This window comes from Pseudomonas sp. P1.31, assembly GCF_001269815.1.
GTDB lineage: Bacteria > Pseudomonadota > Gammaproteobacteria > Pseudomonadales > Pseudomonadaceae > Aquipseudomonas > Aquipseudomonas rustica.
Genome location: NZ_LHVN01000029.1, coordinates 1 through 23,270, shown reverse-complemented (window position 1 = coordinate 23,270; position 23,270 = coordinate 1). Strand labels below are relative to the sequence as shown.

The window sequence follows — 23,270 nt, the reverse complement described above, 5'->3', positions numbered from 1 at the left end:
AACCCTGCCGACCGGGTAGGCGTGCAGGATTGAACCTCTGGATAAGAGGTTCATCCCGCCGGTGTTGCAAGAATGTAGCCAGATGCGTCAGTTCAGCGTTTGCCAGAGCTTTGCATGACCAGTCTGATCAATGGCCCAAGGCTGGTGCCGAGACGGATCAGACGGGTCAGACCACCGACGCCGCCGCTTTTCGCGCCTTTGCCGGTGATGAAACCCAGCAGCGTTACCGCCGCCACACCCCATAACGGGGCGTGTTTGATGCCGAAGCCGCCTTGCAGATTTTGCGTCATGCCGCGCATGCGCTGCAGGGGTTGCAGCACTTGTGCGGTTTCGTGGCGGATTTCCTGACGGTGCATTTCCATGCGCAGACGGATCAGTGCCTTGCGCATTTCCCGTCGCGAACCATTGTGCGGAAGTTGAGGCAGGCTCATGGCAATAGGCGCTCCCGGTCGTTGGCCAGCTCTTCGAGCGTGCCGTGGAAGGGTGAGGACTCATCGAAGATCGCGGCCTTCAGGCGTAGCCCGCAGAAGATCGAGGCCAGGGTGTAAAAGACGCACAGGCCAATGATCGCGGCAAGACGATAGGTGTCCCAGAAGATGATCATCACCAACGTCGATAAACCCACCAGCAACAACAGGGCAAAGACCAGCGCCAAGCCTGCGAACAGCAACAGGCTGACGGTACGTGATTTCTGCTCCTGCAATTCGATGCCGAACAATTCGACATGGCTGTGCAGCAGACCGAGAACGGCGGCGCCCAGACGCCGCGTGGAGGAGGCGGTGCCCGCTGTCGGGCCGGATTCACCGATCGACATGATCAGCGCCGAGTGGCCAGCAGGCCAATGAGGAAGCCGACGCCAGCGGCGATCCCCACCGATTGCCAAGGGTTGGCCGACACGTAGTCTTCGGTAGCGGAAACCGCAGCCTGACCGCGTTCGCGCAGGGTGTCTTCGGTCAGCTTCAGGGTCTCGCGGGCGCGCAACAGGCTGTCGTGGATCTGCTCACGCAGTTCATCTGCCTGATCGCCGGCCAGGGTGGCGGTGTGCTCGAGCAACCGTTCGGTGTCGGCGACCAGTGTCTGGAAGTCGTTCATCAGGATTTCTTGAGCAGTCTTTGCCTTGATGCTGGCCATGGGTGGATCTCCGTAGTTGGCTTTCTGATGCGTTCGAGTATGAGCCTTGCGCGAAGGTTCAGTACAAATGACTGGTACAACTTTTGCTATCTCGTGGTGCGTGGCCCGGTCGCTGTGCGCTGTTGCCGGGCGTGCGCGCTGGAAAACCTTAACTCAAATAATCCCGGTACGTGTCAGGACATCGACCTCGTGCGCCAAAGCAGTTCACTGGACAAATCCCTTCAGTGACTGCGTGGTCGCAACTTGGTGCATGAAATGCCCGCATGAACCGCTTTGGTGCCTTTTTCGCCTTTAGGTCTGCCTGCTTATGGAAAATCTGCAAAGCGCTGTGGACACCCTGGTGCACAGTTCCAACACCTTGTTCATTTTGATCGGTGCAGTGATGGTGCTGGCGATGCACGCCGGTTTCGCCTTTCTGGAAGTCGGTACGGTTCGCCAGAAAAACCAGGTCAACGCCTTGGCGAAAATCCTCAGCGATTTCGCCGTCTCGACCCTGGCCTATTTCTTTATAGGCTATTGGCTCTCTTACGGCGTGACCTTCATGCAACCGGCGGCGGTACTCAACGCTGATCACGGTTATGGCTTGGTGAAGTTTTTCTTCCTGCTGACCTTCGCGGCGGCGATCCCGGCGATCATTTCCGGTGGCATTGCCGAGCGCGCGCGCTTCGTTCCGCAGTTGTGCGCGACGGCACTGATCGTGGCGTTCATCTATCCGTTTTTCGAAGGGATGATCTGGAACGGTAACTATGGCCTGCAAGCGTGGCTGACGGCGCAGTTCGGCGCGCCGTTCCATGACTTCGCCGGTTCCGTGGTGGTGCATGCGATGGGCGGCTGGCTGGCGCTGGCGGCGGTGTTGTTGCTCGGCCCGCGCAATGGACGTTATCGCGATGGACGCTTGGTGGCGTTTGCACCGTCGAGCATTCCGTTCCTGGCGCTGGGTTCGTGGATTCTGATTGTCGGCTGGTTCGGCTTCAACGTGATGAGCGCGCAGACGCTGCAAGGCGTCAGTGGGCTGGTGGCAGTCAACTCGTTGATGGCGATGGTTGGCGGCACCATGGCGGCGTTGATCGTCGGTCGCAATGACCCGGGCTTCCTGCACAACGGCCCCTTGGCCGGGTTGGTGGCGATCTGCGCCGGTTCCGACTTGATGCACCCGGTGGGCGCATTGGTCACCGGCGCGATTGCCGGTGCACTGTTTGTCTGGTGCTTTACCGCCGCGCAGGTGAAATGGCGTATCGACGACGTGTTGGGTGTGTGGCCGTTGCATGGTTTGTGTGGCGTATGGGGCGGGATTGCCTGTGGCATCTTCGGCCAGACCGCGCTCGGTGGACTCGGCGGCGTCAGCCTGATCAGCCAGTTGCTCGGCAGCGCGCTCGGCGTTGCGGTGGCACTGATCGGTGGCTTTGTCGTGTACGGCGCGATCAAGGCCTTGCATGGGCTGCGCCTGAGTCAGGAACAAGAGTATTACGGCGCCGATCTGTCGCTGCACAAGATTGGCGCGGTGAGTCAGGACTAGGCTTCTTCATCGTCGGCACCGGGATAGAAACCGTGCAACAGGCGATAGCGGTCGATGCGCACCTGATCGACCTGTTCCTGCACCTGATGTGCGGGCAGACCGAGCATGATCAACGCGTGTGAGGCGAGCATCAGGCTCGACTCCAGCAGCTCCGGCACCACTTCGGTGGCGCCGGCGGCTTTCAGTTCACTCCATTGGCTGTCGTCGCGGGTGCGCACCAGAATCGGTATGTGCGTGTTGAGTCGGCGCGCTTCTTTAAGAATGCCCAGGGCGACATCGCTTTGATCGACGGCGATCACCAATAAGCGGGCGCGCAACAGGCCGACGGCGGTGAGCAGATCACCGCGCGCGGAATCGCCATAATGCACATCGCTCTCGCCAGAGGCCGCTTCCTGAACGCGAACCGGATCATTGTCCAAAGCAATGAACGGTTGTCCGGCGTTGCGCATGAAGCGGCCGATGGATTGGCCGACACGACCGTAGCCACAGATCACCACGTGCTTGTCGAGGTCAGCGTTGAGCGCGCTGATTTCTTCGATCTGCGCTTCCTGATTTGGCTTGCGGTGCAGGGCGGCGGCGATGCGTGGTGCGGCGCGTAACAGCAGCGGCGTCAGCACCATCGAGCAGAACGTCGCCGCCAGCAGCAAGGCGCCGAGCCTTTCCGGCAGCAGACTGCTTTGCTGCATCTGCGCCATCAGCGCGAAGCAGAACTCGCCGCCCTGGGCCAAGGCGAGACCGCTGCGCCACGCGGTTTCGCTATCGCTACCGCGCCACTTCACCAGCAGCGCGACGACGATCCCCTTGATCACCATCAAACCGACCGTGAGCCCGAGAATCAGCAAGCCATCGCTGACAAACAGTTGCAGGTCGATCAGCATGCCGATGCTGACGAAAAACACCCCGAGCAAGATGTCGCGGAATGGCCGGATATCGGCTTCGATCTGATGCCGGTAATGACTCTCGCCGAGCAACATGCCGGCGAGAAACGCGCCGAGGGCAGGGGACAAACCAAGCAAGTGCGTCAGCCATGCCGTCAGCAGCACAATCACCAGCGCCAGCAGCACGAACAACTCGGCCGAGCGCGAAGCGGCCACTTCATGAAACAGCCGTGGCAGCAACCAGCGACTGGCGAGCAGCAGACCGACAAACAGCACCACGGTTTTCGCCAGCGTCAGCGGCAGGGCCCAGTACCAGGCCTGTGCGCTGCTGCCGGCGAACACCGGCACCAGCGTCAGCAGCAAAACCGCCACCACGTCCTGAAACAGCAACACGCCGACCGCATTCTGGCCGTGGCTGCTGAACACTTCGCCGAGACTGCCGAGTTCCTTGGTGACAATCGCCGTGGACGACAACGACAGCCCGGCGCCGAGCAACAAAGCGGGCGTCACCGGCATGCCCAGCAAAATCAGGATCAGACCCAGAAGCGCGGTGCTGATCAGCACCTGCTGACTGCCCAGCCGGAATACCACTTGGCGCAACGCAATCATCTTCGACAGAGAAAATTCCAGCCCGAGCGAAAACAGCAGGAACACCACGCCCAATTCAGCCACGTCCGGCAGATGCTCACTCTCGTTGACCCAGTCGAACGCACTCGGCCCGACCAGCAAACCCACGAATAGGTAACCCAGCACCGGCGGCAATCGCAGACGGCGGAACAGGGCAATCACCACGAGGGACGAGGCGAGGATGATCAACAGGTTGGCAAACACTAGACACTCCGATGTCAGGCTCTGGCTGTTCAAGCGTAGAGGCAAAAAGAGCGGGAGGATTACGTAATTGCGATTTATGCGGACTGATTTGCATCAGGGTTTTGCGCGCAAGCGCTGTCGGAAAGGCTCAAGCCTTTGGGCGGCGGTGGGTCGACGGGTTTTGCGCTGCGGCCTAGAATAGGCGCACTCTTTTTGTGGTCGAGCCCATCATGCCTCCTGAATGTCAGCTGTTCGGCACCCTTGGATGCCATTTGTGCGAATTGGCCGAAGCCGAGCTGATGCCTTTTGTCGAGCACGGTTTGCTGGTTGAACTGGTCGACATTGCTGACGACGAGTCGTGGTTCGAGGCTTACAGCCTGCGCATTCCAGTGCTGCGCCGCGTCGACACCGGCGCGGAGTTGGGCTGGCCGTTCAATGCTGATCAGGTTGTAGCGTTCCTTCAATAGTCGGTTTTCTGCATCCTCCCCGCCGGTCGCGACCGCGCATCCATTCCTTGGCAGTTTGCCAAATATTCGGTTACTGTATGTTCATACAGTAATTGGGTTGGCCTGCTGCTTTCTGTGTTTTTTGCAGGGTGTGAGCAGGTGAGCCGGACGTCAGAGGGATGAACCGTGGTCAATGTCGAACAGTTGAAGAACAGCGTGAACCGGATGTCGGTTGACGTGGTGCGCGAGGCCGTCGCCGAATTGCGCCTCGACGGCTTGGTCACGGAAGGCAAGACGCCCTTCAATAAAGTCCATTTCAATACGTGCTTTGCCGAGATCGAGGCGCTGTTTCAGCGTGCCGGTTATCACAAGCAACTCGACGTAGTCGGTTATCAGGGCTTGCTCTACGCCTTGTATGACCCGGGTCGCTGGGAGGCGGTCGAGGTGTTGCGCTGGCTCAAGGAGTTCACTGAGGCGGCGGCGCTCAAGTCGATTCCGGCGTGAGGATTCTGCGCTAGGTTCGTTTCCCTCAGTGTTGGATAATGCCGGCCTGCACTGAGGGTTAGAATTTTCGTATGTCCATATCTCCATTTTCCGCTGCACACAATCAGGCCAGCACCCTGTATCTGCCACCGGGTTCCTGGTCGACGGTGCTTGATTGTTTGTGCGAGCACTTCCGGGCCATCGGCCGTGAGCAGTGGCTGGATCGTATCGCCCGTGGTCGGGTGCTCGACGGTAATGGTCAGCCGATCTCGGTGGATCTGCCATACAAGGAAGGTCTGCGCATTCACTACTTCCGTGAAGTGCCGGACGAGAAACCGATCCCGGTGGTCGAGTCGATTCTCTACGCCGACGAACACTTGGTGGTGGCGGACAAACCGCATTTCCTGCCAGTGACCCCGGCTGGCGAGTACGTCGAACAGACGTTGCTGCGACGCTTGATTCGGCGTCTGGACAATCCTCATCTGGTGCCGCTGCACCGCATCGACCGGCACACCGCCGGGCTGGTGATCTTCTCGGCTAATCCGCAAACGCGCTCGGCGTATCAGTCACTGTTCCCGACCCGGCAGATCGACAAGCGCTACGAAGCCATCGCGCCAGCGCTGCCTGAGCTGAATTTCCCGTTGGTGCACAAAAGTCGTCTGGTCGATGGCGAGCCGTTTTTCCGCATGCAGGAAGGGCCGGGCGTCAGCAACACGGAAACGGCGGTCGAAGTTCGCGAGAAGAACGGCGATCTGTGGCGCTATGGCCTGTACCCGGTCACCGGCAAAAAACATCAACTGCGTGTGCACATGAGCGCATTGGGCGCGAGCATCTGCAACGATCCGTTTTACCCGGATGTGTTGAAAGACGTTGAAGATGACTACGCCAATCCGTTGAAACTGTTGGCGCAGGGCCTGCGCTTCATCGACCCGGTCACTGGCGAGGAGCGCGAATTCGAAAGCCGCATCACCTTGCAGTGGTGATGTCGCTTATAGCTGCTGATTCTTGACACTGTACGGTCACGTTATCTAGCATGTGTTTATGCGCCGATTTAAACAGCTACTTGCGGGGCGCCAGGTGACTTCAACAGTTGCCGTCAGAAGCCAGAACAGGGCTTCGAAATACCGCTAAAGCGCTGGTTCGGTGTTGCCTCTCACCTGCCATGCAGACTTTTGAGGCAGAGACACGACCAATGAATGCACTACGCCCTCCTGCACGTCCCGCGCCGATCACCGCGCATATCACTCAACGCAACCCGAAAATCCTGCTTGGCGGCAAACATCAGCCGACGCTGTTGCGTTATCTCGATGGTTGGCCACGCCGCAGCGGCGGCCCTGCCGCATTCCTGATCCAGTTTGTCGAAGACGGCGAGTCGCTGGCGCGGTTTGCCAGTGACAGTTTTGATCTGGCAGTGATTCAGGCGCCAAGCGCGGAAGACGCGCCGGAAATGATCAAGCAACTGACCCGCGTTGCGCGGCAAGGCCTGATCACCCGCCGCTGACTTTTCAGAGATATTCGATCGCCACGATGTAGACGAACTGTTCTCCGGTCGGCGTTTGCACGCGCACCTCTGCGTCCAGCGCCTTGCCGATCAAGGCGCGGGCCAGTGGCGAATCGATGCTGATCAAACCGAGTTTCAGATCCAGTTCATCGGGGCCGACGATGCGGTAACGCGATTGCTTGCCGTCTTCGTCCTCGATCGTGACCCACGCACCGAAGTAAACCTTGTTCGGGTCGCTGGGTTTTTCGCTGACCACCTTGAGTGCTTCCAGACGTTTGGTCAGAAAGCGCACGCGGCTGTCGATCTCGCGCAGCATCTTTTTGCCGTAGGTGTATTCGGCGTTTTCAGAGCGATCACCTTGCGCCGCAGCCTCGCTGACGGACTGAGTCACCTGCGGGCGACGCACATGCCACAGCTCATGAAATTCGGCACGCATCCGCGCTTCACCTTCGGGGGTGATCAGCGCGGTGCCAGCGGGGCGGGGAGGGCGGTAACGACTCATGGCAACTTCTTGTGGTTAAGTCCGCTGGAGTCTATCAACCCTCGCGCAACACTGTCAGTGGACTTGCGTTGAGCGCCCGGCGCGTACCGAACACACCGGCGCCACCGATCAGCGCCGCGCCTATCAATGGCAGCACCAACAACCATGGATGCGGATGCCACGGCAGGTCGAAGGCGTAGCGATAGAGCACCAGACTCACCACTTCCGAACCGATGGCCGCGAGCAAACCGCTGACCGCGCCGAGCAAACCGAACTCGATGCGCCGCGCCTTGATCAGCAATTGCCGTTCCGCGCCCAGCGCACGCAACAACGCGCCTTGGCGAATACGTTCATCCAGCGTCGCTTGCAGGCCGGAAAACAACACCGCCATCCCGGCCGCCAAAACAAACAACAACACATATTCCACGGCCAAGGTAACTTGGGCGAGGATGCTGCGCAGCTGTTCGAGCAGGGCTTCGACCTGCAGGATGGTCACCGCCGGGAAGGCGCGCGACAGCTCGACAATCTGCTGATCATGACCCGGCGCCAGATAGAAGCTGGTCAGGTAGGTCGCTGGCAGATCTTTCAAGGTGCCCGGCTGGAAGATCATGAAGAAGTTCGGCTGGAAGTTATCCCAGTTGATCTCGCGCAGGCTGGTGACCTTCGCTTCACGATTGACCCCGCCGACAGTGAACACCAGATGATCGCCAAGCTTCAGTTTCAGGCTCTCTGCGACTTTACCTTCGACCGACACACCGGGTACGTCGTCCGACGGTTGTCCGCTCCACCATGACCCTGCGGTGATTTTGTTACCGGTGGGCAAATCGGCAGCCCAGGTCAGGCTCAGGTCGCGTTGTATCGCACGATCCCCCGCCGAATCCTTGCTGACGATCTGCTGTACCGGATCGCCGTTGATGCTGATCAGTCGGCCCGGCACTACCGGATAAAGCGGCGCCGCTTGGGCTGACACGTTTATCAGGTGATCGCTGAACGCCTGTTTATCGGCGGGCAGAATGTTCAGGGCAAAGTAGTTAGGGGCATTTTTCGGCAACTGGTTTTGCCAAGTGTCGAGCAGTTCGCCACGCAGTAGCGCGATCAACGCCATCGACAACAGGATCAAACCGAAGGCCAGCGATTGACCGGCGGCGGCCAAGGGATGACGCAGCAACTGCCCCAGACCCAGGCGCCACGGCAACGAAGCGCGGGCGAGCATCCGGCGCAGACTTTTCAGCAGTAAGAGCAGCAAGCCGCCAAGCACCAGCGCGGCAACCACACCGCCGCCGAGCAAGGCAAATGTCAGCAGCAGATCCAGACTCAAGCGCCACATGATCAAGCCGAGCGCGCCGAGTGCCACGCCATAAACCATCCAGGTGCTCGACGGAATCGGCAGCATGTCGCGACGCAGAACTCGCAGCGGCGGTACGCGACCCAGTGCTGCGAGCGGCGGCAGGGCGAAACCGGCCAAGGCTACGAGCCCGGTGCCGATCCCGGCAATCGCCGGAAACAATCCGCCCGCAGGTACATCGCTCGGCAACAAATCATGCAGCAGCGCGAACAAGCCCAACTGCGCCAGCCAACCGAGCAGCGCACCGCTGAGGGCAGCGAGCAAGCCAAGTACGGTCAGTTGAATACTGAACAGCAGCATGGTTTCCCGGCGCGACAGTCCGAGGCAGCGCAGTAACGCGCTGGCATCGAAACGGCGACTGGCAAAACGGTTCGCCGACAATGCCACTGCAACGCCGGCCAACAGCACTGCGACCAGGCTGGCCATGTTCAGATAACGTTCAGCCTTGCCTAGCGCGCCACCAATTTGCCGGTTACCGTCGCGGGCATCCTGAATGCGCTGATTGGCCGCAATGCCCGGTTTGATCAGTTGCCGATAGGTTTCCAGCGCCTGCGGTTCGCCGCGCCACAGTTCGCGATAACTCACCCGGCTGCCCGGTTGCACCACGCCGGTGGCGGCGAGGTCGTCGAGGTTGATCAGGACCCGTGGGGTCAGGCTATAAAAGTTGCCGGCGCGATCCGGTTCGTAAGTCAGGATGCGGGTCAGCTTCAACGTCTTCATGCCGACGTCGATGCTGTCGCCGATCTTCAGATCCAGTGCGGTCAGCAAGCGTGCTTCGACCCAGGCTTCGCCGGGCTGCGGTTCGCCACCGATGTCTTCAGGCGCGAAGGGTGCCGGTGCACTTTTCAGTTCACCGCGTAATGGATAGGCGCGATCGACGGCTTTGATGCTCGACAACTGAATGCCGTTATCGGTGGCGATGACGCTGGAGAACTCCACCACTTGCGCATGATTCAGGCGCAACTCGGTGCCGCTTTTGATTTGCTCCTCGCGGGCCGGTGAGCTGCCTTCAAGCACCAGATCGGCGCCGAGAAACTCGGTGGCGCGCAACATCATCGCGCCGTTCAAACGTGCGCCGAAGTAGCCGATGGCGGTACTGGCCGCCACGGCCACCACCAATGCAAAGAACAACACGCGCAATTCGCCGGCGCGGGCATCGCGCATTAATTGGCGAATGGCGAGACTGAACAGACGCAACAGCGGCAAACGTGCCATCAAGGCTCCAGAGGGGCGACCAACAGCCCGGCTTCAAGACGGATCAGGCGCCGGCAGCGATGGGCCAGGCGTTCGTCGTGGGTCACCAGCACCAGGGTGGTGCCGCGTTCCTTGTTCAACTCGAAGAGCAAGTCGCTGATGCGCTCGCCGGTGTGGCTGTCGAGGTTGCCGGTGGGTTCGTCGGCGAACAGCACATCAGGCTCGGCGGCAAACGCTCGGGCAATTGCCACACGCTGTTGCTCGCCACCCGAGAGCTGGCGCGGCGAGTGGGTCAGGCGCTGGCCAAGGCCGACGCGCTGGAGCAATTCGCTCGCACGCTCACGCGCGTCTTTGCGGCCGTCGAGTTCCAGCGGCAGCATGACGTTTTCCAGCGCATTGAGGCTGTCGAGCAATTGAAACGACTGAAATACGAAGCCAACGTGCTCGGCACGAATGCGTGCGCGCTGGTCTTCATCGAGATTGCTCAGGCTTTGCCCGGCGAGGATGACTTCGCCGCTGCTCGGCAGGTCGAGGCCGGCGAGCAGGCCGAGGAGGGTGGATTTGCCGGAACCGGACGCGCCAACGATGGCCAGGCTGTCGCCCTTGTTCAGTTCCAGGCTGAGTTCGTGCAGGATAGTCAGTTCACCTTCCGCGCTGGGAACCACTTTGCTGAGGTTCTTCGCGGTGAGAATGCTTGAGCCCATGGAGAATCCGATGCGTGTGTGGTTTTTGAGTGCTGGCCTGGCCGTTATGTGCATGGCCCAGAACGCAGCGGCGGGTACTGTCCTGATCGTTGGCGATAGTATCAGCGCCGGTTTCGGGCTGGATACCCGCTTGGGGTGGGTGTCGTTGCTCGAACAACGGCTCAAACAGGAGGGTTTCGACGATAAAGTCGTCAATGCCTCGATCAGTGGTGACACCAGTGCCGGAGGCCAGGCGCGCCTGCCGGCGCTGCTTGCAGAGCATAAGCCGGAACTGGTGATCCTCGAACTGGGCGGCAATGATGGCTTGCGCGGAATGCCGCCAACTCAATTGCAACAAAATCTTGCCTCGATGATCGACAGCTCGCGCCAGAGCGGCGCCAAGGTATTGTTGCTCGGCATGCAGCTGCCACCCAACTACGGCAAGCGGTACACCGATGCTTTTGCCGAGGTCTACGGCAAACTCGCCGACGATAAAAAAATCCCGCTGGTGCCGTTTTTCCTCGACGGCGTCGGCGGTCATCCGGACTTGATGCAGGCCGATGGATTACACCCGGCGGTCGGGGCTCAGGGCAAGTTGCTGGAAAATGTCTGGCCGACGCTAAAACCGCTGTTATGAGGCTTTTCTAAGGGCAGGCTTTCGGCTAATGTGGCGCCCCCTTATTCGGAGCCCCAGATGTCGCGTTCTGCCTGGTCCCTGTTTGCCTACCAACTGATCGAGCCTGACGAGCAGCTGGATCTGTTCGCCTGCCAGGAAGTGCGGGTGCATTTGGTGACGCGTCAGCTCGAACTCGGTGGCTCGGCTGATCGAACCCTGTGTGGCAGCCTGCTGCCGGCGCAACCGCGCTGGTCGAGTGTTGATCGCCGGGTGTTTCAGGATCAGCGTCTGTGCTCGCTGTGCCGGGCGATTCTGGAGTCGCAGAAGCGTGGCACGTCGCCGATCTGGCCGGAGCTGCGTTTCGAGCTTTGATCTTGTAGGAGCCGAGCTTGCTCGCGAAGAGGCCGTGTCAGTCAACACTTCTGGCGACTGACACACCGCCTTCGCGAGCAGGCTCGCTCCCACCCAAAGCACCTTGCATCGCCTGCTGCAGGGTGGTCTCCCCGAAATTTCAAAGTGCGGTGTACAATCGCGCTCTTATACCCTTGTTGATCATGCGAAGGATTTTCCGGATGTTGCCGCGCTTGCCTGCCGTCACCCGCTGCCTGTCACTTGCCGCCCTGTGTGTGGCCGGTCCCGTTGCTGCATTGGAGTTTCCCCTGCCACCACCCGGTGAAGACATCATCGGTCAGGTGCAGGTGATCAAAGCCAAGTACGAAGACACCTTCGCCGATCTGGGCACGACCTACGATCTGGGCTATTCGGAAATGGTCGCGGCCAACCCGGGCGTCGATGCCTGGTTGCCGGGCGCCGGCACTGAAATCGTCTTGCCGACCCGTTTCATCCTGCCGCCGGGCCCGCGCGAAGGCATCGTGATCAACCTCGCCGAGTACCGCCTCTACTACTTCCCGAAGGGCAAGAACGTGGTTTACACGTTCCCGCTGGGGATTGGCCGTGAGGGTTGGGGCTCGCCGATCGCGCACACCACCATCACCGCGAAGACGCCGAACCCGACCTGGACGCCTCCGGCGTCGATCAAGGCTGAACACGCCGCTGATGGCGATCCGCTGCCGAACGTTGTGCCGGCCGGCCCGGACAACCCGTTGGGGCCGTTCAAGTTCAACCTCGGCACGCCGGGTTACCTGATTCACGGTTCGAACAAGAAATTCGGTATCGGCATGCGTACCAGCCACGGTTGCTTCCGCATGTTCAACAACAACGTGCTGGAGATGGCCAGCATGGTGCCGGTCGGCACGTCGGTGCGCATCATCAATGATGCCTACAAGTTCGGCAGCAGTGGCGGCAAGGTGTACCTGGAAGCGCACACGCCGATTGACGACAAGGGCAACCCGTCGGTGGTCGACAAACACACGGCGGTCATCAATGCGATGCTCAAGCGTGAAGACGTCACCAGTAACCTGCGGGTAAATTGGGATGTAGTGCGCGACGTGGTCGCCGCTGAAGATGGTCTGCCGACAGAAATCGGCACGCCGAGTGCGTCGGCACCGATTGTCTCGAGTGCGCCGATCGATATGCAGCAGTAAGCTGGCGATCAAGAACCCGTCGATGCCCAAAGCGTCGGCGGGTTTTTTATTGCCCGGACAAAAGTACCAGGCACAAAAAAGCCGATCCAGACATCGGATCGGCTTGATAACAATCCCGAAGGACTATTACTTGCGGCTAGCTTTGTCCAGCATGCGCAGAGCACGCTCGTTAGCTTCGTCAGCAGTCTGTTGTGCTTTTTGAGCAGCAGCCAGAGCTTCATCAGCTTTACGGTAAGCTTCGTCTGCACGAGCCTGGGAGCGAGCAGCTGCGTCTTCAGTAGCGGTCAGACGTGCTTCGGTTTCTTTCGATGCGCTGCTGCAACCGGTAGCCAGAACTGCGGCCAGAGCCAGAGCAGAGAATTTCAGAACGTTGTTCATCGTGTTCCCCTTCAAGGACTTTCAATTAAGTGACTGTCTCCTCCGATTGAGGAAATAGCCGGCGTACATACTACCCATTACTTGTAGTAAGTAAACTGACGTAGCGCAAGATGCAAAAAAAATTGTAGGCGTTGATTCTTTTTCGAGCAACTTTTAACTGCGCTGTTTAAAAAATAAACAGCTACAAGCCCCGCGCTGAGCGAGTTAATGGGAAAAAGTTCCCGTTGTGATGGTTGTTTTTGCAGTCTTGGCTAAAGTCTGTCTATATCAATTCGTCCATACTTTCATTGCGATTTTGCGTGGTGCATCACCTATCTTTATGTTTCGTGAGGTGACTTTAAAAAAGGCTGCACGTCTTAAGTCTCAACATCCGGCAATGTTCAGGTGAGCGGCCCGGGAAGATCTTCTCCCACGCCACCCCTGCGTCCATCGGAGCAACCCCCGTCAACTGGCTTGATGACGAGCGCACCTTGAGCATTTTTGCCAATGGTGCCTACTATTTATCAGGTGCTCGGTTGCGCGAGATCGGTGTGGCTCTTCTCGGTGTCCAACAGGCACGGGGTGGCGTAGATGTTCCTTCGCCGGAAAAACATCGGTAAGGTAGGGGTCAGAATTCAAGACCCGCGAGGAGTAGTGATGAGCGAGGCGTTGTCCATCCACCATGACCAGGCTGGTCATCAGTTCGAGACCAATGTGGACGGTCATCGTGCCTATCTGACCTATATGGATCTGGGGAAACAGACCCTGGATATCTATCGCACGTTCGTGCCCAACGCCCTGCGTGGCCGAGGCATAGCGGCAGCGCTGACCGAAAGCGCGCTGCAGTACGCCGAAGAAATGGGCTACACGGTGATTCCGTCGTGCTCCTACGTCGAGCGCTATATGGAGCGCCACCAGCGCCGCGCCGCGAAGATCTGAACCGCACACACAAAAACGCCGGGCATTGCCCGGCGTTTTTTTATGCCTGCGAAACGTCGATCAGTTGCGCTGGCGTTTCGGCAGCACGTCTTTGAGCTTGGCGTGCATGCTGCGCAGGGTGGTCTCGGTGGCCGACCAGTCAATGCAGGCATCGGTGATCGACACGCCGTATTGCAGGTCGGCGAGGTCTTTCGGAATCGCCTGGCAGCCCCAGTTCAGGTGACTCTCGACCATCAGGCCGATGATCGACTGGTTGCCTTCAAGGATCTGGTTGGCGACGTTTTCCATCACCAGCGGTTGCAGGGCCGGATCCTTGTTGGAGTTGGCGTGGCTGCAATCGACCATCACGTTCGGCTTGATCTTGGCTTTGTTCAGCGCCTGCTCGCACAGGGCAACGCTGACCGAATCGTAGTTCGGCTTGCCGTTGCCACCGCGCAGCACGACGTGACCGTAGGCGTTGCCTTTGGTGGTGACGATCGACACGCCACCTTCCTGGTTGATACCGAGGAAACGGTGCGGGCTGGAGACCGACTGCAAGGCGTTGATCGCCACGGTCAGGCCGCCGTCGGTGCCGTTCTTGAAGCCGACCGCCGAGGACAGGCCGGAAGCCATTTCACGGTGAGTCTGCGATTCGGTGGTGCGAGCGCCGATGGCCGACCAGCTGATCAGATCCTGCAAATATTGCGGGGAGATCGGGTCGAGGGCTTCGGTGGCGGTTGGCAGGCCTTTTTCGGCCAGATCCAGCAGCAACTGGCGACCGATGTGCAGGCCGTCCTGAATCTTGAACGAGTCGTCCAGATACGGATCGTTGATCAGGCCTTTCCAGCCGACGGTGGTGCGCGGCTTCTCGAAATACACGCGCATGACCAGATACAGGGTGTCGGAGACTTCTTCCGCCAGCACCTTCAGGCGATCGGCGTATTCGTGAGCAGCCTTGATGTCGTGGATCGAGCACGGGCCGATCACTACGAACAGACGGTGGTCGGTGCCATCAAGAATGTTGCGAATGACTTCGCGGCCCTTGGTGACGGTGCGCAGGGCGGCGTCGCTCAGAGGGATATCACGCTTGAGCTGATCAGGAGTGATCAGGGTCTCGTTAGAGGCGACGTTTAGGTCGTTGATCGGTAAATCAGCCATCGTTTACTCGTCAGGTCACGGGTGCCGGCCGCCAGCGATCCCCGCGCGGCGGAGCACAGCAGATTTAAGCGCGTCGGGGAGCGGAACCTTAGCGCGTAAAGCGCCTGCTCGACAATGGGCAAAAGGTGCTTTAGTCCAGCGCTGGCTGCGCAAAAGCCTTGCGCACGCTGTCATGGGAGAACTCATCGGCGTGTTGCTCGACCCATTGCAGGGCCACAGCCTGAATTTCCTGCAGATCATCGTGGGTTTCGTTCATGCGGCAGTAGCGCTCGATCTGACACACCTGCTCACCCATTCGTGCGCTGAACAGCGTCTGCTCATCGGTAAAGGCGATGCCCACCAGATAACCTTTTTTACGCCGCAAACACCACGCCACGTAGCCCGGATAACAGATGTCGGTGTTGAGCGTCGGCATGCGCACTTGCAGCGCCGTGCCATGGCGCCAGGCACGGTGGTAATTGCAAGCGATGCCGCCGAGGCTGATAGTGTGCAGCTGTTGCCTGGAAATACATTCAGGCTTGAGCAAGGTTAATTCAACCGGCACCTCGTCCGGATGAGGAATGAAACGTCCCATGAGCACAGACTCCCTGTGTCGGCCATTTGACATTGTTTCCCCCAGTATAGTGGTCGAATCCGAACTGACCGATTTCGACGCCGACCAACGGCTGCTGGCGATGAGCGGCGTTTCCCTGGTGATTTTCACCAGTGTCGGCTGCGCGAGTTGCCGCTATGCCCGCGAAGTATTGCCGGGGATGGCGCTGGCGGCCGATCGCTTATGCTGGATCGACGCCGGCGACAACGGTGGTTTGGTCGAGCGTTATCAGGTCTTTCATTTGCCGGCGCTGTTTGTGGTGCGCGACGGCGAGTTCTTTGGGGCGGTGCACGCACGCCTGACCGCCGATGCACTCAACGAAGCATTGGCGCAGGCGCTGGGTCGAATTGCAGAGGAGTTGCCATGATGGCGGCAGTGAATAAGCCGGTGATCGGGATTATTGGTACCGGCGCAATCGGGGGATTTTACGGTGTGATGCTGGCGCGAGCCGGTTTCGATGTGCACTTTTTGTTGCGCAGCGAATTCTCGGCAGTCGCCGAGCGCGGCTTGCAGGTGAACAGCGCGGTGCATGGCCAGATGACGTTGAACCCGGCGCAAGCCTATTCGTCAGCTGAAGACATGCCCAAGTGTGACTGGCTGCTGGTGGGCGCAAAAACCACCAGCAACGCTGATCTGGCGCCGGCAATCATTCAAGCCGCCAAGCCGGATGCGAAAGTGCTGTTGCTGCAAAACGGTCTGGACGTTGAAGACAGTTTGCGCCCGCTGTTGCCTGATTCGTTGCATCTGCTCGGTGGTCTGTGTCTGATCTGCGTGCATCGCGAGGGGCCGGGTCTGGTGACGCATCAGGCGCTCGGCGCAGTCAACGTCGGTTATCACAGCGGCTCGGCGATTGATGATGTTGCGCGCATGGCGATCGTCGAGCAGGGCGCCGAGCTGTTCCGTACCGCCGGTCTTGATTCGCAAGCGATGCCCAATCTGCACCAGGCGCGCTGGCAGAAACTGGTCTGGAATATCCCTTACAACGGTCTCTCGGTATTGCTCGGCGCGGGCACCACGCCGTTAATGGCCGATGCCGACAGCCGCGCGCACATCCAGGCATTGATGGCCGAAGTGGTTGAGGGCGCCAAAGCCTGCGGCCACGACATGCCGCCCGGTTACGCCGGTTTCCTGTTCACGATGACCGAGAAAATGCCCGACTACTGGCCGAGCATGTACCACGATTTTTTACACAAGCGTCCGCTGGAGCTCGAAGCGATCTACGCTCGACCACTGGCGGCAGCGAAAGCGGCAGGCTGTGACTTGCCGCGAATCGAAGCGCTGTACCGCAATTTAAGCTTTATCGACCGACGCAACGTTTAGGTCGGTTTTTGTAAGGGGCGGGGAACGCATGGCCAAAAACATCGATGACAAACTGGTGCTGGCGATTTCGTCGCGGGCCTTGTTCGACCTGAGCGAGAGCCACAAGGTGTATCTGTCGAGCGGCGTCGAAGCCTATCGGCAATATCAGATCGAACACGAAGACGAGATTCTCGCGCCCGGCGATGCCTTCCCGCTGGTGGAAAAACTCCTGGCACTCAACAGTCGCCTCGGCCGCGCGCGGGTCGAGGTGATTCTGGTGTCGCGCAACAGCGCCGACACTGGCCTGCGCGTGTTCAACTCGATTCACCATTACGGGCTGGCGATTTCCCGCGCGGCGTTTGTCGGCGGGCGCAGTCCTTATCCGTACCTGAAAGCCTTTGGTTGTGATTTGTTTCTGTCGACCCATGCCGAAGATGTGCGTGCGGCGCTGGACGCTGGTTTTGCGGCGGCAACCATTCTGTCCGGTGGTGCCAGCCGTGCCGCCAGCGACGAATTGCGCATCGCCTTCGATGGTGATGCGGTGATTTTTTCCGACGAGTCGGAGCGTGTGTATCAGTCCGGCGGGCTGGAAGCGTTTCAGGCCAAGGAACGCGAATCAGCCCGCGAACCGTTGCGTGGCGGCCCGTTCAAAGGCTTTCTGGCCGCACTCAATCTGCTCCAGCGCGAATTCCCCGATGACGATTGCCCGATCCGCACGGCGCTGGTCACCGCGCGTTCGGCACCGGCGCACGAGCGGGTCATTCGCACGTTGCGCGAGTGGGATATTCGTCTCGACGAATCGCTGTTCCTCGGCGGTCTGACCAAATCGGCGTTCCTCGAAGCGTTCGCCGCTGACGTGTTTTTCGACGATCAGGCCGGGCATTGCGAGGCGGCCCGCGAAGTGGTTGCCACGGGCCATGTCCCCCACGGCATCAGCAACGAACCAGCGGTCTAAAGCCCAAACGGTTCAAGACGTTGCGCCGCACGTCGTAGTCGCCAAGGCACTGCTAAGCTGAATCAAATCTCCGCCATGTTGGCTTGCGAGGAGGTCATATGATTCGTTCGATGCTGTATGCCACTGACCTCGGTCTGTACGCACCGTTAGTGATGCAGCATGCCCTGGCGTTGGCGCGAACGTTCAATGCTGACCTGTACGTGGTGCACGCGGTGGAGCCGATGGGGCTGTTCGCCGAATCGGTGTTGCAGAGCTATCTCGATGAGCAGGCATTGAACGAATTTCATAGCCAAGGTCTGAAAACAGTCATCGCCAATATCGAGCAGCGGGTGCTGGAAAGCTTTCGTGAAGAATTGGGCGATGAAGGCGAACAAGACTTGCAGCGCATTCGCGCGGTGCGCGTGCTGCAGGGTGATCCGTCACAGGTGATTCTCGACCAGGTGCAGAAACTCTCTGTCGACTTGCTGATCGTTGGCAGTCATAGCCATGGGGTGGGCGCGGAAACGCCGTTGGGGCGAACGGCGGCGCGGGTTCTGCAGTTATCGAAGGTGCCGGTTTATCTGGTGCCGCTGGTTGAGCGTCGGCGCAGTGAGGATCGCTGAAGCAGAATAATGGCACTTTGACAAAAAAGTTCTAGATTTATTCTTCAAACCATTAATATAGTTATATACCGTCGCTGATGCCCGTGGCGTCTATCTGCTTTGAGGGATACATATGAAGCTTCAACAATTGCGCTACATCTGGGAAGTGGCGCACCACGACCTCAACGTTTCCGCTACAGCCCAAAGCCTTTACACCTCGCAACCGGGCATCAGTAAACAAATCCGTCTGCTGGAAGACGAACTCGGCGTTGAAGTGTTTGCCCGCAGCGGCAAGCACCTGACCCGCGTCACCCCGGCCGGCGAGCGCATCATCACCACCGCCGGTGAGATTCTGCGCAAGGTCGAAAGCATCAAGCAGATCGCTCAGGAATTCTCCAACGAGAAGAAGGGCACCCTGTCGATCGCCACCACGCACACCCAGGCGCGTTATGCCTTGCCGCCGGTGATCAGCAATTTCATCAAGCAATACCCTGACGTCGCATTGCACATGCACCAGGGTTCGCCGATGCAGATCGCTGAAATGGCCGCTGACGGCACCGTCGATTTCGCCATTGCCACCGAAGCGCTGGAACTGTTCGGCGATCTGGTGATGATGCCGTGCTACCGCTGGAACCGCTGCGTGGTCGTGCCGCAAGGTCACCCGCTGACCAAGCTGCCGAAGCTGACTCTGGAAGCACTGGCCGAATACCCGATCGTGACTTACGTGTTCGGGTTCACCGGCCGTTCGAAACTCGACGAAGCCTTCAGCCATCGCGGCCTGACGCCGAAAGTGGTGTTCACCGCTGCCGACGCCGACGTGATCAAAACCTACGTACGTCTGGGGCTGGGCGTGGGCATCGTCGCGAAAATGGCGGTCGACACTAAACTCGACAACGACCTGGTAGTGCTGGACGCCAGCGAGCTGTTCGAGTCGAGCATCACCAAGATCGGTTTCCGTCGCGGCACCTTCCTGCGTGGTTTCATGTGCGACTTCATCGAGAAGTTTGCGCCGCACCTGACCCGCGAAGTGATGGCCAAAGCCATTCAGTGCCACAACAAGCAGGAACTGGAAGAACTGTTCGACGGCGTCGAACTGCCGGTTCACTGATCCGTTGAATCAGAGCACCTCGGTGACAGCAAACTGTTGCCGGGTGCCCGCCACCAGAATCTCCACCTCATCACCTTCGCACTTGCCCAGCAGACTTTTGCCGAGCGGCGAGCGCGGCGTGATGACGGTAATCGGCTGACCGACCACGTCGACCTTCAGGCCTGCCGCATCCGGCGCCAGAAACAGCCATTGCTCGCGACCCTTTTCATCCTCCAGACCGAGCAGGGCGCCGACTTCGATGCCGCGATTTTCGTCGTAGGCACGCAACGTCAAGTTCTGGCACAGCGCCAGTGACTGCCGAATTTCCTCGACCCGTTTCGCCTGACCCGCCGCCAGATACGACGCCTCCAGTCCCAGCGTGTCGTACTTGTTTTCGGCGATGTTCTCTTCGTGGGTCGCGGTTTCGTAGGCGGTTTGCGCCGCACGTTCGGCGATGTCGAGGTCGATGCGCAGCTTGTCGAGAATCAGTTGGTGGACAGTGTGCTTGTTCATGGTCAATCGCAGAATTGCAAAACGTTGGCGCGGGATTTTTCGCTTGGAGCCGTCTGATCTTGCTGCAGCCAGAACTGGCAGTTGGGGTTCGACTGATTGCGGCTGCTGTTGCGCGCCTGATCCAGACGAGCCTGCTGTTCATTTTTGCGCAGGTTTTCTTCGTACTGCTGGAACAGTTGGCTTTGCGGCGGAATGTCCGGCTGAACCGGAATCGCCGCAGGTGGTTTGGCGACTTGCTGAACGGCTTGAGCGACCGGCGCCAATTGTTCAGCGAACAGAAAACGGGAAAGCACCCAGCAAGTCAGCGCGATGGCGAGAAAGCCTAGCCACATGCCCAAGGCAATGCTGCCGGTCAGGCGCAACGCACTAAGCTGAACAGGCAAGGGGCGACGCGGGTTTGGGCGGTAGGGCATGGCTGCCTCCTGGCGGATGATTGCGGGCGAGCGGCGATTGTCGCACGAAGATTAATCGCCGTCGGCTCTTCTGCGCGAGGTGATTTATGCGGACAATTGCAGCTTTTGCCAACGGGAGTCTTGAATGTCGGAACTGAAACCCCGCTGGGATATTTTCTGCACCGTGGTCGACAACTATGGCGACATCGGCGTGACCTGGCGTCTCGCTCGGCAATTGGTCGCTGAGCATGCTTTGCCGGTGCGCTTGTGGGTCGATGATCTGCGTGCGTTTGAGCGTATCTGTCCCGAGATTGATATCAACGTCGCGCAACAATTTCAGCAAGGCGTCGAGGTGCGGCACTGGCCGAGCGAGTGGCTGCACACCGAGGCGGCCGATGTGGTGATCGCTGCGTTTGCCTGTCAGCTGCCGAGTGATTACATGGACGCCATGGCCGAGCGCGAGAAGCCGCCGCTGTGGATGAACCTCGACTATCTGAGCGCCGAAGACTGGGTGATCGGTTGCCACGGGCTGCCGTCGGTCAAATACAAAACCGTGCAGAAGTTCTTCTTTTTTCCGGGATTCCAGCCGGGGACAGGCGGTTTGCTGCGTGAACGCGGATTGCTGGAACGTCGAAGGCAATTTCAGCAGGACGCTCAGGCGCAGCGAACATTCCTGCAAGGTCTGGGGATTGATCGCGCCGAGGGGGCGCAACTGATCTCGCTGTTTGCCTACGAGAATGCAGGGCTGGCCAGTTGGCTTGATGTGTTGGCGGCGGACAGTCAGCCGACGCATCTGTTGGTGCCAGAAGGGCGCGTGCTGGGTGATGTCGCCCAGTGGCTGGACGTGGAAACGCTGAGTGTCGGCGCGATTCATGTGCGCCAGTCGTTGACCGTGCAAGTGCTGCCGTTCGTCCGACAGGATCAATACGATCATCTGCTGTGGTGTTGCGATTTCAACGCAGTGCGTGGCGAAGATTCGTTCGTGCGTGCGCAATGGGCGGGGCGGCCGATGCTCTGGCACATCTATCAGCAGGACGAAGACATCCATCTGGACAAGCTCGACGCCTTCCTCGCGCTTTACACAAAAGGCTTGTCGCCGGCCGCTGCTGAGGCGATGAACGGTCTGTGGCGGGCGTGGAGTGCCGGTCAGCCGATCGGTGAACACTGGCTGGCAAGCCGCAAACACTGGCCAGAACTGCAGGAAAATGCGCAAAAATGGTGTCTGGAACAAGGCTTGCAGGCCGATCTTGCCGCAGCGCTGGTACAGTTTTACCTAAATTGGATATGATACGCGGCCTAGATTTTTGTAAATCCCATCCAAATTCGGATATTCGCAATGAAAACTGGTAAAGAACTGAAACCCGGTACCGTGATCCGTCTCGAAAACGATCCTTGGCTGGTTCAGAAAGCTGAATTCACCAAGTCGGGCCGTAACAGCGCGATCATGAAGACCAAGCTGAAAAACCTGCTGACCGGTTACAAGACCGAGATCGTTTACAGCGCTGACGACAAACTGGACGACGTAATCCTCGACCGCAAAGAAGCGACCCTGTCCTTCATCAGCGGCGACACCTACACGTTCATGGACACCACTGACTACACCATGTACGAGCTGAACGCTGAAGACATCGAAGCCGTTCTGCCTTTCGTTGAAGAAGGCATGACCGATGTTTGCGAAGCGATCTTCTTCGAAGAGCGTCTGGTGTCCGTAGAGCTGCCGACCACCATCGTGCGCGTAGTTGACTACACCGAAGGTTCGGCTCGTGGCGACACTTCCGGCAAAGTCATGAAGCCAGCCAAACTGGCTAACGGTACTGAGCTGCAAGTTGCTGACTTCATCGAAATCGGTGACAAGATCGAAATCGACACCCGCGAAGGCGGTTCCTACAAAGGCCGTGCTAAATAAGCACCGGTTTTTGCGGAAAGAAAAAGCCCGACCATTGAGTCGGGCTTTTTTGTGCCTGAAAGAAAGATCAAAAGATCGCAGCCTGCGGCAGCTCCTACAGGGATCGGTGTAGGAGCTGCCGCAGGCTGCGATCTTTTGCTTTGTTTACACAGTGACGTGCAAGCGGACGTCGACATTGCCACGGGTGGCGTTGGAGTACGGGCAGACCTGGTGCGCGGCGTCGACCAGCGATTGCGCGTCGGCTTGTTCCAGGCCTGGCAGGCTGATGTGCAGATCGATGTCCAGACCAAAACCGCCGGGGATCTGACCAATGCCGACGTGGGCGGTGATCGACGCGTCATCCGGGATTTTGCGTTTGGTCTGGCTGGCGACAAATTTAAGTGCGCCGATGAAGCAGGCCGAGTAGCCGGCGGCAAACAGTTGCTCAGGGTTGGTCGCCGCGCCGCCAGCACCGCCGAGTTCTTTCGGGGTGGCGAGTTTGACGTCGAGGATGTTGTCGCTGGAGATCGCGCGACCATCACGGCCGCCAGTGGAGGTTGCGATTGCGGTGTAGAGAGTTTGCATGGTGAGAGCCTCGTAGGGTGTGATGTGTTGCGCTAATTGTTTGCGCGCTAAGTAAGTGCGAAGTGAATATATCGCGCTAATATTTAGCGCGCAAGATAAATTTAAAAAATGATTCGTGTTGATTGGCTGAAACACTTGTAGGAGCTGCGGCACGCTGCGATCTTTTGATCTTAAAAACCAAGGTCAACAGATCGCAGCGTGCCGCAGCTCCTACAGGGGGAGAGGGTGGAGTCAGGTGAGGCTGTTTTGCAGGTGGCTGCGCAGTGCTTGTAGCTCTGCTTGCAGGTTTTGCAGGCGTTCGATGGAGAAACCGCTGGCGC

Annotated in this window: 29 protein-coding genes and 1 pseudogene; 16 read left to right on the top strand and 14 right to left on the bottom strand. The window is 59.1% G+C overall.

Going from position 1 to position 23,270, the window contains the following annotated elements:
* Positions 1-92: 92 nt before the first annotated feature.
* From AD669_RS18385 to AD669_RS18375, 3 genes are read right to left on the bottom strand one after another with little or no spacing between them, the layout of a single operon-like run.
* Positions 93-431 carry a hypothetical protein gene (locus tag AD669_RS18385; RefSeq protein WP_053122317.1) on the bottom strand — a complete coding sequence of 113 codons (339 nt, stop codon included), beginning with the start codon at positions 429-431 and terminating at the stop codon, positions 93-95.
* Positions 428-814 (bottom strand): phage holin family protein, encoded by a 387-nt coding sequence (locus AD669_RS18380; protein WP_008079909.1) that lies wholly within the window; start codon positions 812-814, stop codon positions 428-430. Before AD669_RS18380 ends, AD669_RS18385 begins: the two co-directional genes overlap by 4 nt.
* A 2-nt stretch (positions 815-816) precedes the next feature.
* A complete protein-coding gene (locus AD669_RS18375; protein ID WP_053122315.1) occupies positions 817-1,131 on the bottom strand; it encodes a YqjD family protein in 315 nt (104 codons plus the stop codon).
* Positions 1,132-1,438: 307 nt separating this feature from the next.
* Between AD669_RS18375 and AD669_RS18370 the strand changes: the two genes are divergently transcribed.
* Positions 1,439-2,647: an ammonium transporter gene (locus AD669_RS18370; RefSeq protein ID WP_053122313.1), complete on the top strand. Its 1,209-nt coding sequence runs from the start codon at positions 1,439-1,441 to the stop codon at positions 2,645-2,647.
* Here AD669_RS18370 and AD669_RS18365 read toward each other — a convergent pair.
* Positions 2,644-4,356, bottom strand: a complete 1,713-nt coding sequence (locus AD669_RS18365) for a monovalent cation:proton antiporter-2 (CPA2) family protein (protein WP_053122311.1) — start codon at positions 4,354-4,356, stop codon at positions 2,644-2,646. The genes AD669_RS18370 and AD669_RS18365 overlap by 4 nt on opposite strands.
* A gap of 209 nt (positions 4,357-4,565) precedes the next feature.
* Between AD669_RS18365 and AD669_RS18360 the strand changes: the two genes are divergently transcribed.
* The 4 genes from AD669_RS18360 (at position 4,566) to AD669_RS18345 (ending at position 6,765) form a co-directional block, all read left to right on the top strand.
* Entirely contained in the window at positions 4,566-4,802 is a 237-nt protein-coding gene (locus AD669_RS18360; RefSeq protein WP_053122310.1) for a glutaredoxin family protein, read from the top strand.
* 165 nt (positions 4,803-4,967) lie between these two features.
* Positions 4,968-5,285, top strand: a complete 318-nt coding sequence (locus AD669_RS18355; RefSeq protein WP_053122309.1) for a transcriptional regulator — start codon at positions 4,968-4,970, stop codon at positions 5,283-5,285.
* A gap of 71 nt (positions 5,286-5,356) precedes the next feature.
* Positions 5,357-6,247 (top strand): pseudouridine synthase, encoded by an 891-nt coding sequence (locus AD669_RS18350; protein ID WP_053122308.1) that lies wholly within the window; start codon positions 5,357-5,359, stop codon positions 6,245-6,247.
* Positions 6,248-6,456: 209 nt separating this feature from the next.
* The gene (locus tag AD669_RS18345; RefSeq protein ID WP_003226820.1) at positions 6,457-6,765 is read left to right on the top strand and encodes a hypothetical protein; all 309 of its coding nucleotides are present in this window, start codon (positions 6,457-6,459) and stop codon (positions 6,763-6,765) included.
* Between the two features lie 4 nt (positions 6,766-6,769).
* Here AD669_RS18345 and greB read toward each other — a convergent pair whose 3' ends face one another.
* The 3 genes from greB to AD669_RS18330 are packed head-to-tail and all read right to left on the bottom strand — an operon-like array spanning position 6,770 to position 10,489.
* A complete protein-coding gene (gene greB / locus AD669_RS18340) occupies positions 6,770-7,267 on the bottom strand; it encodes a transcription elongation factor GreB (RefSeq protein ID WP_053122307.1) in 498 nt (165 codons plus the stop codon).
* A gap of 34 nt (positions 7,268-7,301) precedes the next feature.
* Positions 7,302-9,806 (bottom strand): ABC transporter permease, encoded by a 2,505-nt coding sequence (locus tag AD669_RS18335; protein ID WP_053122306.1) that lies wholly within the window; start codon positions 9,804-9,806, stop codon positions 7,302-7,304.
* Positions 9,806-10,489, bottom strand: coding sequence for an ABC transporter ATP-binding protein (locus AD669_RS18330; protein WP_053122305.1), 684 nt, complete (start codon positions 10,487-10,489; stop codon positions 9,806-9,808). The genes AD669_RS18335 and AD669_RS18330 overlap by 1 nt, the downstream gene beginning before the upstream one ends.
* 10 nt (positions 10,490-10,499) lie before the next feature.
* Here AD669_RS18330 and AD669_RS18325 point away from each other — a divergent pair, with 10 nt between their 5' ends.
* The 3 genes from AD669_RS18325 to AD669_RS18315 all read left to right on the top strand — a co-directional run bounded on the left by AD669_RS18325 (position 10,500) and on the right by AD669_RS18315 (position 12,628).
* A complete protein-coding gene (locus AD669_RS18325) occupies positions 10,500-11,105 on the top strand; it encodes an arylesterase (RefSeq protein ID WP_053122303.1) in 606 nt (201 codons plus the stop codon).
* A 57-nt stretch (positions 11,106-11,162) separates the two neighbouring features.
* Positions 11,163-11,456 carry a hypothetical protein gene (locus AD669_RS18320; RefSeq protein WP_007908575.1) on the top strand — a complete coding sequence of 98 codons (294 nt, stop codon included), beginning with the start codon at positions 11,163-11,165 and terminating at the stop codon, positions 11,454-11,456.
* A gap of 200 nt (positions 11,457-11,656) precedes the next feature.
* Positions 11,657-12,628 carry a L,D-transpeptidase family protein gene (locus AD669_RS18315; RefSeq protein WP_053122301.1) on the top strand — a complete coding sequence of 324 codons (972 nt, stop codon included), beginning with the start codon at positions 11,657-11,659 and terminating at the stop codon, positions 12,626-12,628.
* Between the two features lie 126 nt (positions 12,629-12,754).
* Here the strand turns inward: AD669_RS18315 and oprI are convergent, their stop codons facing one another.
* The gene (gene oprI, locus AD669_RS18310) at positions 12,755-13,006 is read right to left on the bottom strand and encodes an outer membrane lipoprotei OprI (protein WP_003199355.1); all 252 of its coding nucleotides are present in this window, start codon (positions 13,004-13,006) and stop codon (positions 12,755-12,757) included.
* 636 nt (positions 13,007-13,642) lie between these two features.
* Here oprI and AD669_RS18305 point away from each other — a divergent pair.
* A complete protein-coding gene (locus AD669_RS18305; RefSeq protein WP_003226804.1) occupies positions 13,643-13,924 on the top strand; it encodes a GNAT family N-acetyltransferase in 282 nt (93 codons plus the stop codon).
* A gap of 60 nt (positions 13,925-13,984) precedes the next feature.
* On the opposite strand, the gene AD669_RS18300 is transcribed toward AD669_RS18305, so the two are convergent.
* Together AD669_RS18300 and AD669_RS18295 are read right to left on the bottom strand one after the other, a co-directional pair.
* Positions 13,985-15,061: a 3-deoxy-7-phosphoheptulonate synthase gene (locus AD669_RS18300; protein WP_053122298.1), complete on the bottom strand. Its 1,077-nt coding sequence runs from the start codon at positions 15,059-15,061 to the stop codon at positions 13,985-13,987.
* Positions 15,062-15,191: 130 nt separating this feature from the next.
* Positions 15,192-15,635: a PilZ domain-containing protein gene (locus AD669_RS18295; protein WP_053122296.1), complete on the bottom strand. Its 444-nt coding sequence runs from the start codon at positions 15,633-15,635 to the stop codon at positions 15,192-15,194.
* Here AD669_RS18295 and AD669_RS18290 point away from each other — a divergent pair.
* The 5 genes from AD669_RS18290 to cysB all read left to right on the top strand — a co-directional run bounded on the left by AD669_RS18290 (position 15,634) and on the right by cysB (position 19,596).
* Positions 15,634-16,020: a co-chaperone YbbN gene (locus AD669_RS18290; protein ID WP_053122294.1), complete on the top strand. Its 387-nt coding sequence runs from the start codon at positions 15,634-15,636 to the stop codon at positions 16,018-16,020. The two genes, AD669_RS18295 and AD669_RS18290, sit on opposite strands and share 2 nt — an antisense overlap.
* The gene (locus AD669_RS18285) at positions 16,017-16,973 is read left to right on the top strand and encodes a putative 2-dehydropantoate 2-reductase (protein ID WP_053122292.1); all 957 of its coding nucleotides are present in this window, start codon (positions 16,017-16,019) and stop codon (positions 16,971-16,973) included. Before AD669_RS18290 ends, AD669_RS18285 begins: the two co-directional genes overlap by 4 nt.
* A 28-nt stretch (positions 16,974-17,001) precedes the next feature.
* The gene (locus AD669_RS18280; protein ID WP_053122291.1) at positions 17,002-17,907 is read left to right on the top strand and encodes a 5'-nucleotidase; all 906 of its coding nucleotides are present in this window, start codon (positions 17,002-17,004) and stop codon (positions 17,905-17,907) included.
* A 98-nt stretch (positions 17,908-18,005) separates the two neighbouring features.
* Positions 18,006-18,509 carry a universal stress protein gene (locus AD669_RS18275; protein ID WP_053122288.1) on the top strand — a complete coding sequence of 168 codons (504 nt, stop codon included), beginning with the start codon at positions 18,006-18,008 and terminating at the stop codon, positions 18,507-18,509.
* A 112-nt stretch (positions 18,510-18,621) separates the two neighbouring features.
* The gene (gene cysB, locus AD669_RS18270; RefSeq protein ID WP_007908591.1) at positions 18,622-19,596 is read left to right on the top strand and encodes an HTH-type transcriptional regulator CysB; all 975 of its coding nucleotides are present in this window, start codon (positions 18,622-18,624) and stop codon (positions 19,594-19,596) included.
* 9 nt (positions 19,597-19,605) lie between these two features.
* On the opposite strand, the gene AD669_RS18265 is transcribed toward cysB, so the two are convergent.
* Complete coding sequence (locus AD669_RS18265) at positions 19,606-20,088, bottom strand: GreA/GreB family elongation factor (protein WP_053122286.1); 483 nt, start codon at positions 20,086-20,088, stop codon at positions 19,606-19,608.
* Positions 20,089-20,090: 2 nt separating this feature from the next.
* Positions 20,091-20,501, bottom strand: coding sequence for a hypothetical protein (locus AD669_RS18260; protein ID WP_053122285.1), 411 nt, complete (start codon positions 20,499-20,501; stop codon positions 20,091-20,093).
* 124 nt (positions 20,502-20,625) lie between these two features.
* Between AD669_RS18260 and earP the strand changes: the two genes are divergently transcribed.
* A complete protein-coding gene (gene earP / locus AD669_RS18255) occupies positions 20,626-21,768 on the top strand; it encodes an elongation factor P maturation arginine rhamnosyltransferase EarP (protein ID WP_053122283.1) in 1,143 nt (380 codons plus the stop codon).
* A gap of 48 nt (positions 21,769-21,816) precedes the next feature.
* Positions 21,817-22,386, top strand: coding sequence for an elongation factor P (locus AD669_RS18250; RefSeq protein WP_007908599.1), 570 nt, complete (start codon positions 21,817-21,819; stop codon positions 22,384-22,386).
* Between the two features lie 144 nt (positions 22,387-22,530).
* Here the strand turns inward: AD669_RS18250 and AD669_RS18245 are convergent, their stop codons facing one another.
* Positions 22,531-22,950, bottom strand: a complete 420-nt coding sequence (locus AD669_RS18245) for an organic hydroperoxide resistance protein (protein ID WP_034155242.1) — start codon at positions 22,948-22,950, stop codon at positions 22,531-22,533.
* Positions 22,951-23,181: 231 nt separating this feature from the next.
* Positions 23,182-23,270 (bottom strand): annotated as a pseudogene (locus AD669_RS28810) (MarR family transcriptional regulator); the annotation flags it as partial.

Excerpts from the sequence above, each read along its gene's own strand:
- oprI (WP_003199355.1), bottom strand. The coding sequence starts at position 13,006 with ATGAACAACGTTCTGAAATTCTCTGCTCTGGCTCTGGCCGCAGTTCTG.
- AD669_RS18245 (WP_034155242.1), bottom strand. The coding sequence starts at position 22,950 with ATGCAAACTCTCTACACCGCAATCGCAACCTCCACTGGCGGCCGTGAT.
- AD669_RS18295 (WP_053122296.1), bottom strand. The coding sequence starts at position 15,635 with ATGGGACGTTTCATTCCTCATCCGGACGAGGTGCCGGTTGAATTAACC.
- AD669_RS18305 (WP_003226804.1), top strand. The coding sequence starts at position 13,643 with ATGAGCGAGGCGTTGTCCATCCACCATGACCAGGCTGGTCATCAGTTC.
- AD669_RS18320 (WP_007908575.1), top strand. The coding sequence starts at position 11,163 with ATGTCGCGTTCTGCCTGGTCCCTGTTTGCCTACCAACTGATCGAGCCT.
- AD669_RS18275 (WP_053122288.1), top strand. The coding sequence starts at position 18,006 with ATGATTCGTTCGATGCTGTATGCCACTGACCTCGGTCTGTACGCACCG.
- earP (WP_053122283.1), top strand. The coding sequence starts at position 20,626 with ATGTCGGAACTGAAACCCCGCTGGGATATTTTCTGCACCGTGGTCGAC.
- cysB (WP_007908591.1), top strand. The coding sequence starts at position 18,622 with ATGAAGCTTCAACAATTGCGCTACATCTGGGAAGTGGCGCACCACGAC.
- AD669_RS18315 (WP_053122301.1), top strand. The coding sequence starts at position 11,657 with ATGTTGCCGCGCTTGCCTGCCGTCACCCGCTGCCTGTCACTTGCCGCC.
- AD669_RS18300 (WP_053122298.1), bottom strand. The coding sequence starts at position 15,061 with ATGGCTGATTTACCGATCAACGACCTAAACGTCGCCTCTAACGAGACC.
- AD669_RS18330 (WP_053122305.1), bottom strand. The coding sequence starts at position 10,489 with ATGGGCTCAAGCATTCTCACCGCGAAGAACCTCAGCAAAGTGGTTCCC.
- AD669_RS18250 (WP_007908599.1), top strand. The coding sequence starts at position 21,817 with ATGAAAACTGGTAAAGAACTGAAACCCGGTACCGTGATCCGTCTCGAA.
- AD669_RS18285 (WP_053122292.1), top strand. The coding sequence starts at position 16,017 with ATGATGGCGGCAGTGAATAAGCCGGTGATCGGGATTATTGGTACCGGC.
- AD669_RS18360 (WP_053122310.1), top strand. The coding sequence starts at position 4,566 with ATGCCTCCTGAATGTCAGCTGTTCGGCACCCTTGGATGCCATTTGTGC.
- AD669_RS18325 (WP_053122303.1), top strand. The coding sequence starts at position 10,500 with ATGCGTGTGTGGTTTTTGAGTGCTGGCCTGGCCGTTATGTGCATGGCC.
- AD669_RS18260 (WP_053122285.1), bottom strand. The coding sequence starts at position 20,501 with ATGCCCTACCGCCCAAACCCGCGTCGCCCCTTGCCTGTTCAGCTTAGT.
- AD669_RS18380 (WP_008079909.1), bottom strand. The coding sequence starts at position 814 with ATGTCGATCGGTGAATCCGGCCCGACAGCGGGCACCGCCTCCTCCACG.
- AD669_RS18290 (WP_053122294.1), top strand. The coding sequence starts at position 15,634 with ATGAGCACAGACTCCCTGTGTCGGCCATTTGACATTGTTTCCCCCAGT.
- AD669_RS18385 (WP_053122317.1), bottom strand. The coding sequence starts at position 431 with ATGAGCCTGCCTCAACTTCCGCACAATGGTTCGCGACGGGAAATGCGC.
- AD669_RS18345 (WP_003226820.1), top strand. The coding sequence starts at position 6,457 with ATGAATGCACTACGCCCTCCTGCACGTCCCGCGCCGATCACCGCGCAT.
- AD669_RS18265 (WP_053122286.1), bottom strand. The coding sequence starts at position 20,088 with ATGAACAAGCACACTGTCCACCAACTGATTCTCGACAAGCTGCGCATC.
- AD669_RS18370 (WP_053122313.1), top strand. The coding sequence starts at position 1,439 with ATGGAAAATCTGCAAAGCGCTGTGGACACCCTGGTGCACAGTTCCAAC.
- AD669_RS18375 (WP_053122315.1), bottom strand. The coding sequence starts at position 1,131 with ATGGCCAGCATCAAGGCAAAGACTGCTCAAGAAATCCTGATGAACGAC.
- AD669_RS18350 (WP_053122308.1), top strand. The coding sequence starts at position 5,357 with ATGTCCATATCTCCATTTTCCGCTGCACACAATCAGGCCAGCACCCTG.
- AD669_RS18280 (WP_053122291.1), top strand. The coding sequence starts at position 17,002 with ATGGCCAAAAACATCGATGACAAACTGGTGCTGGCGATTTCGTCGCGG.
- greB (WP_053122307.1), bottom strand. The coding sequence starts at position 7,267 with ATGAGTCGTTACCGCCCTCCCCGCCCCGCTGGCACCGCGCTGATCACC.
- AD669_RS18335 (WP_053122306.1), bottom strand. The coding sequence starts at position 9,806 with ATGGCACGTTTGCCGCTGTTGCGTCTGTTCAGTCTCGCCATTCGCCAA.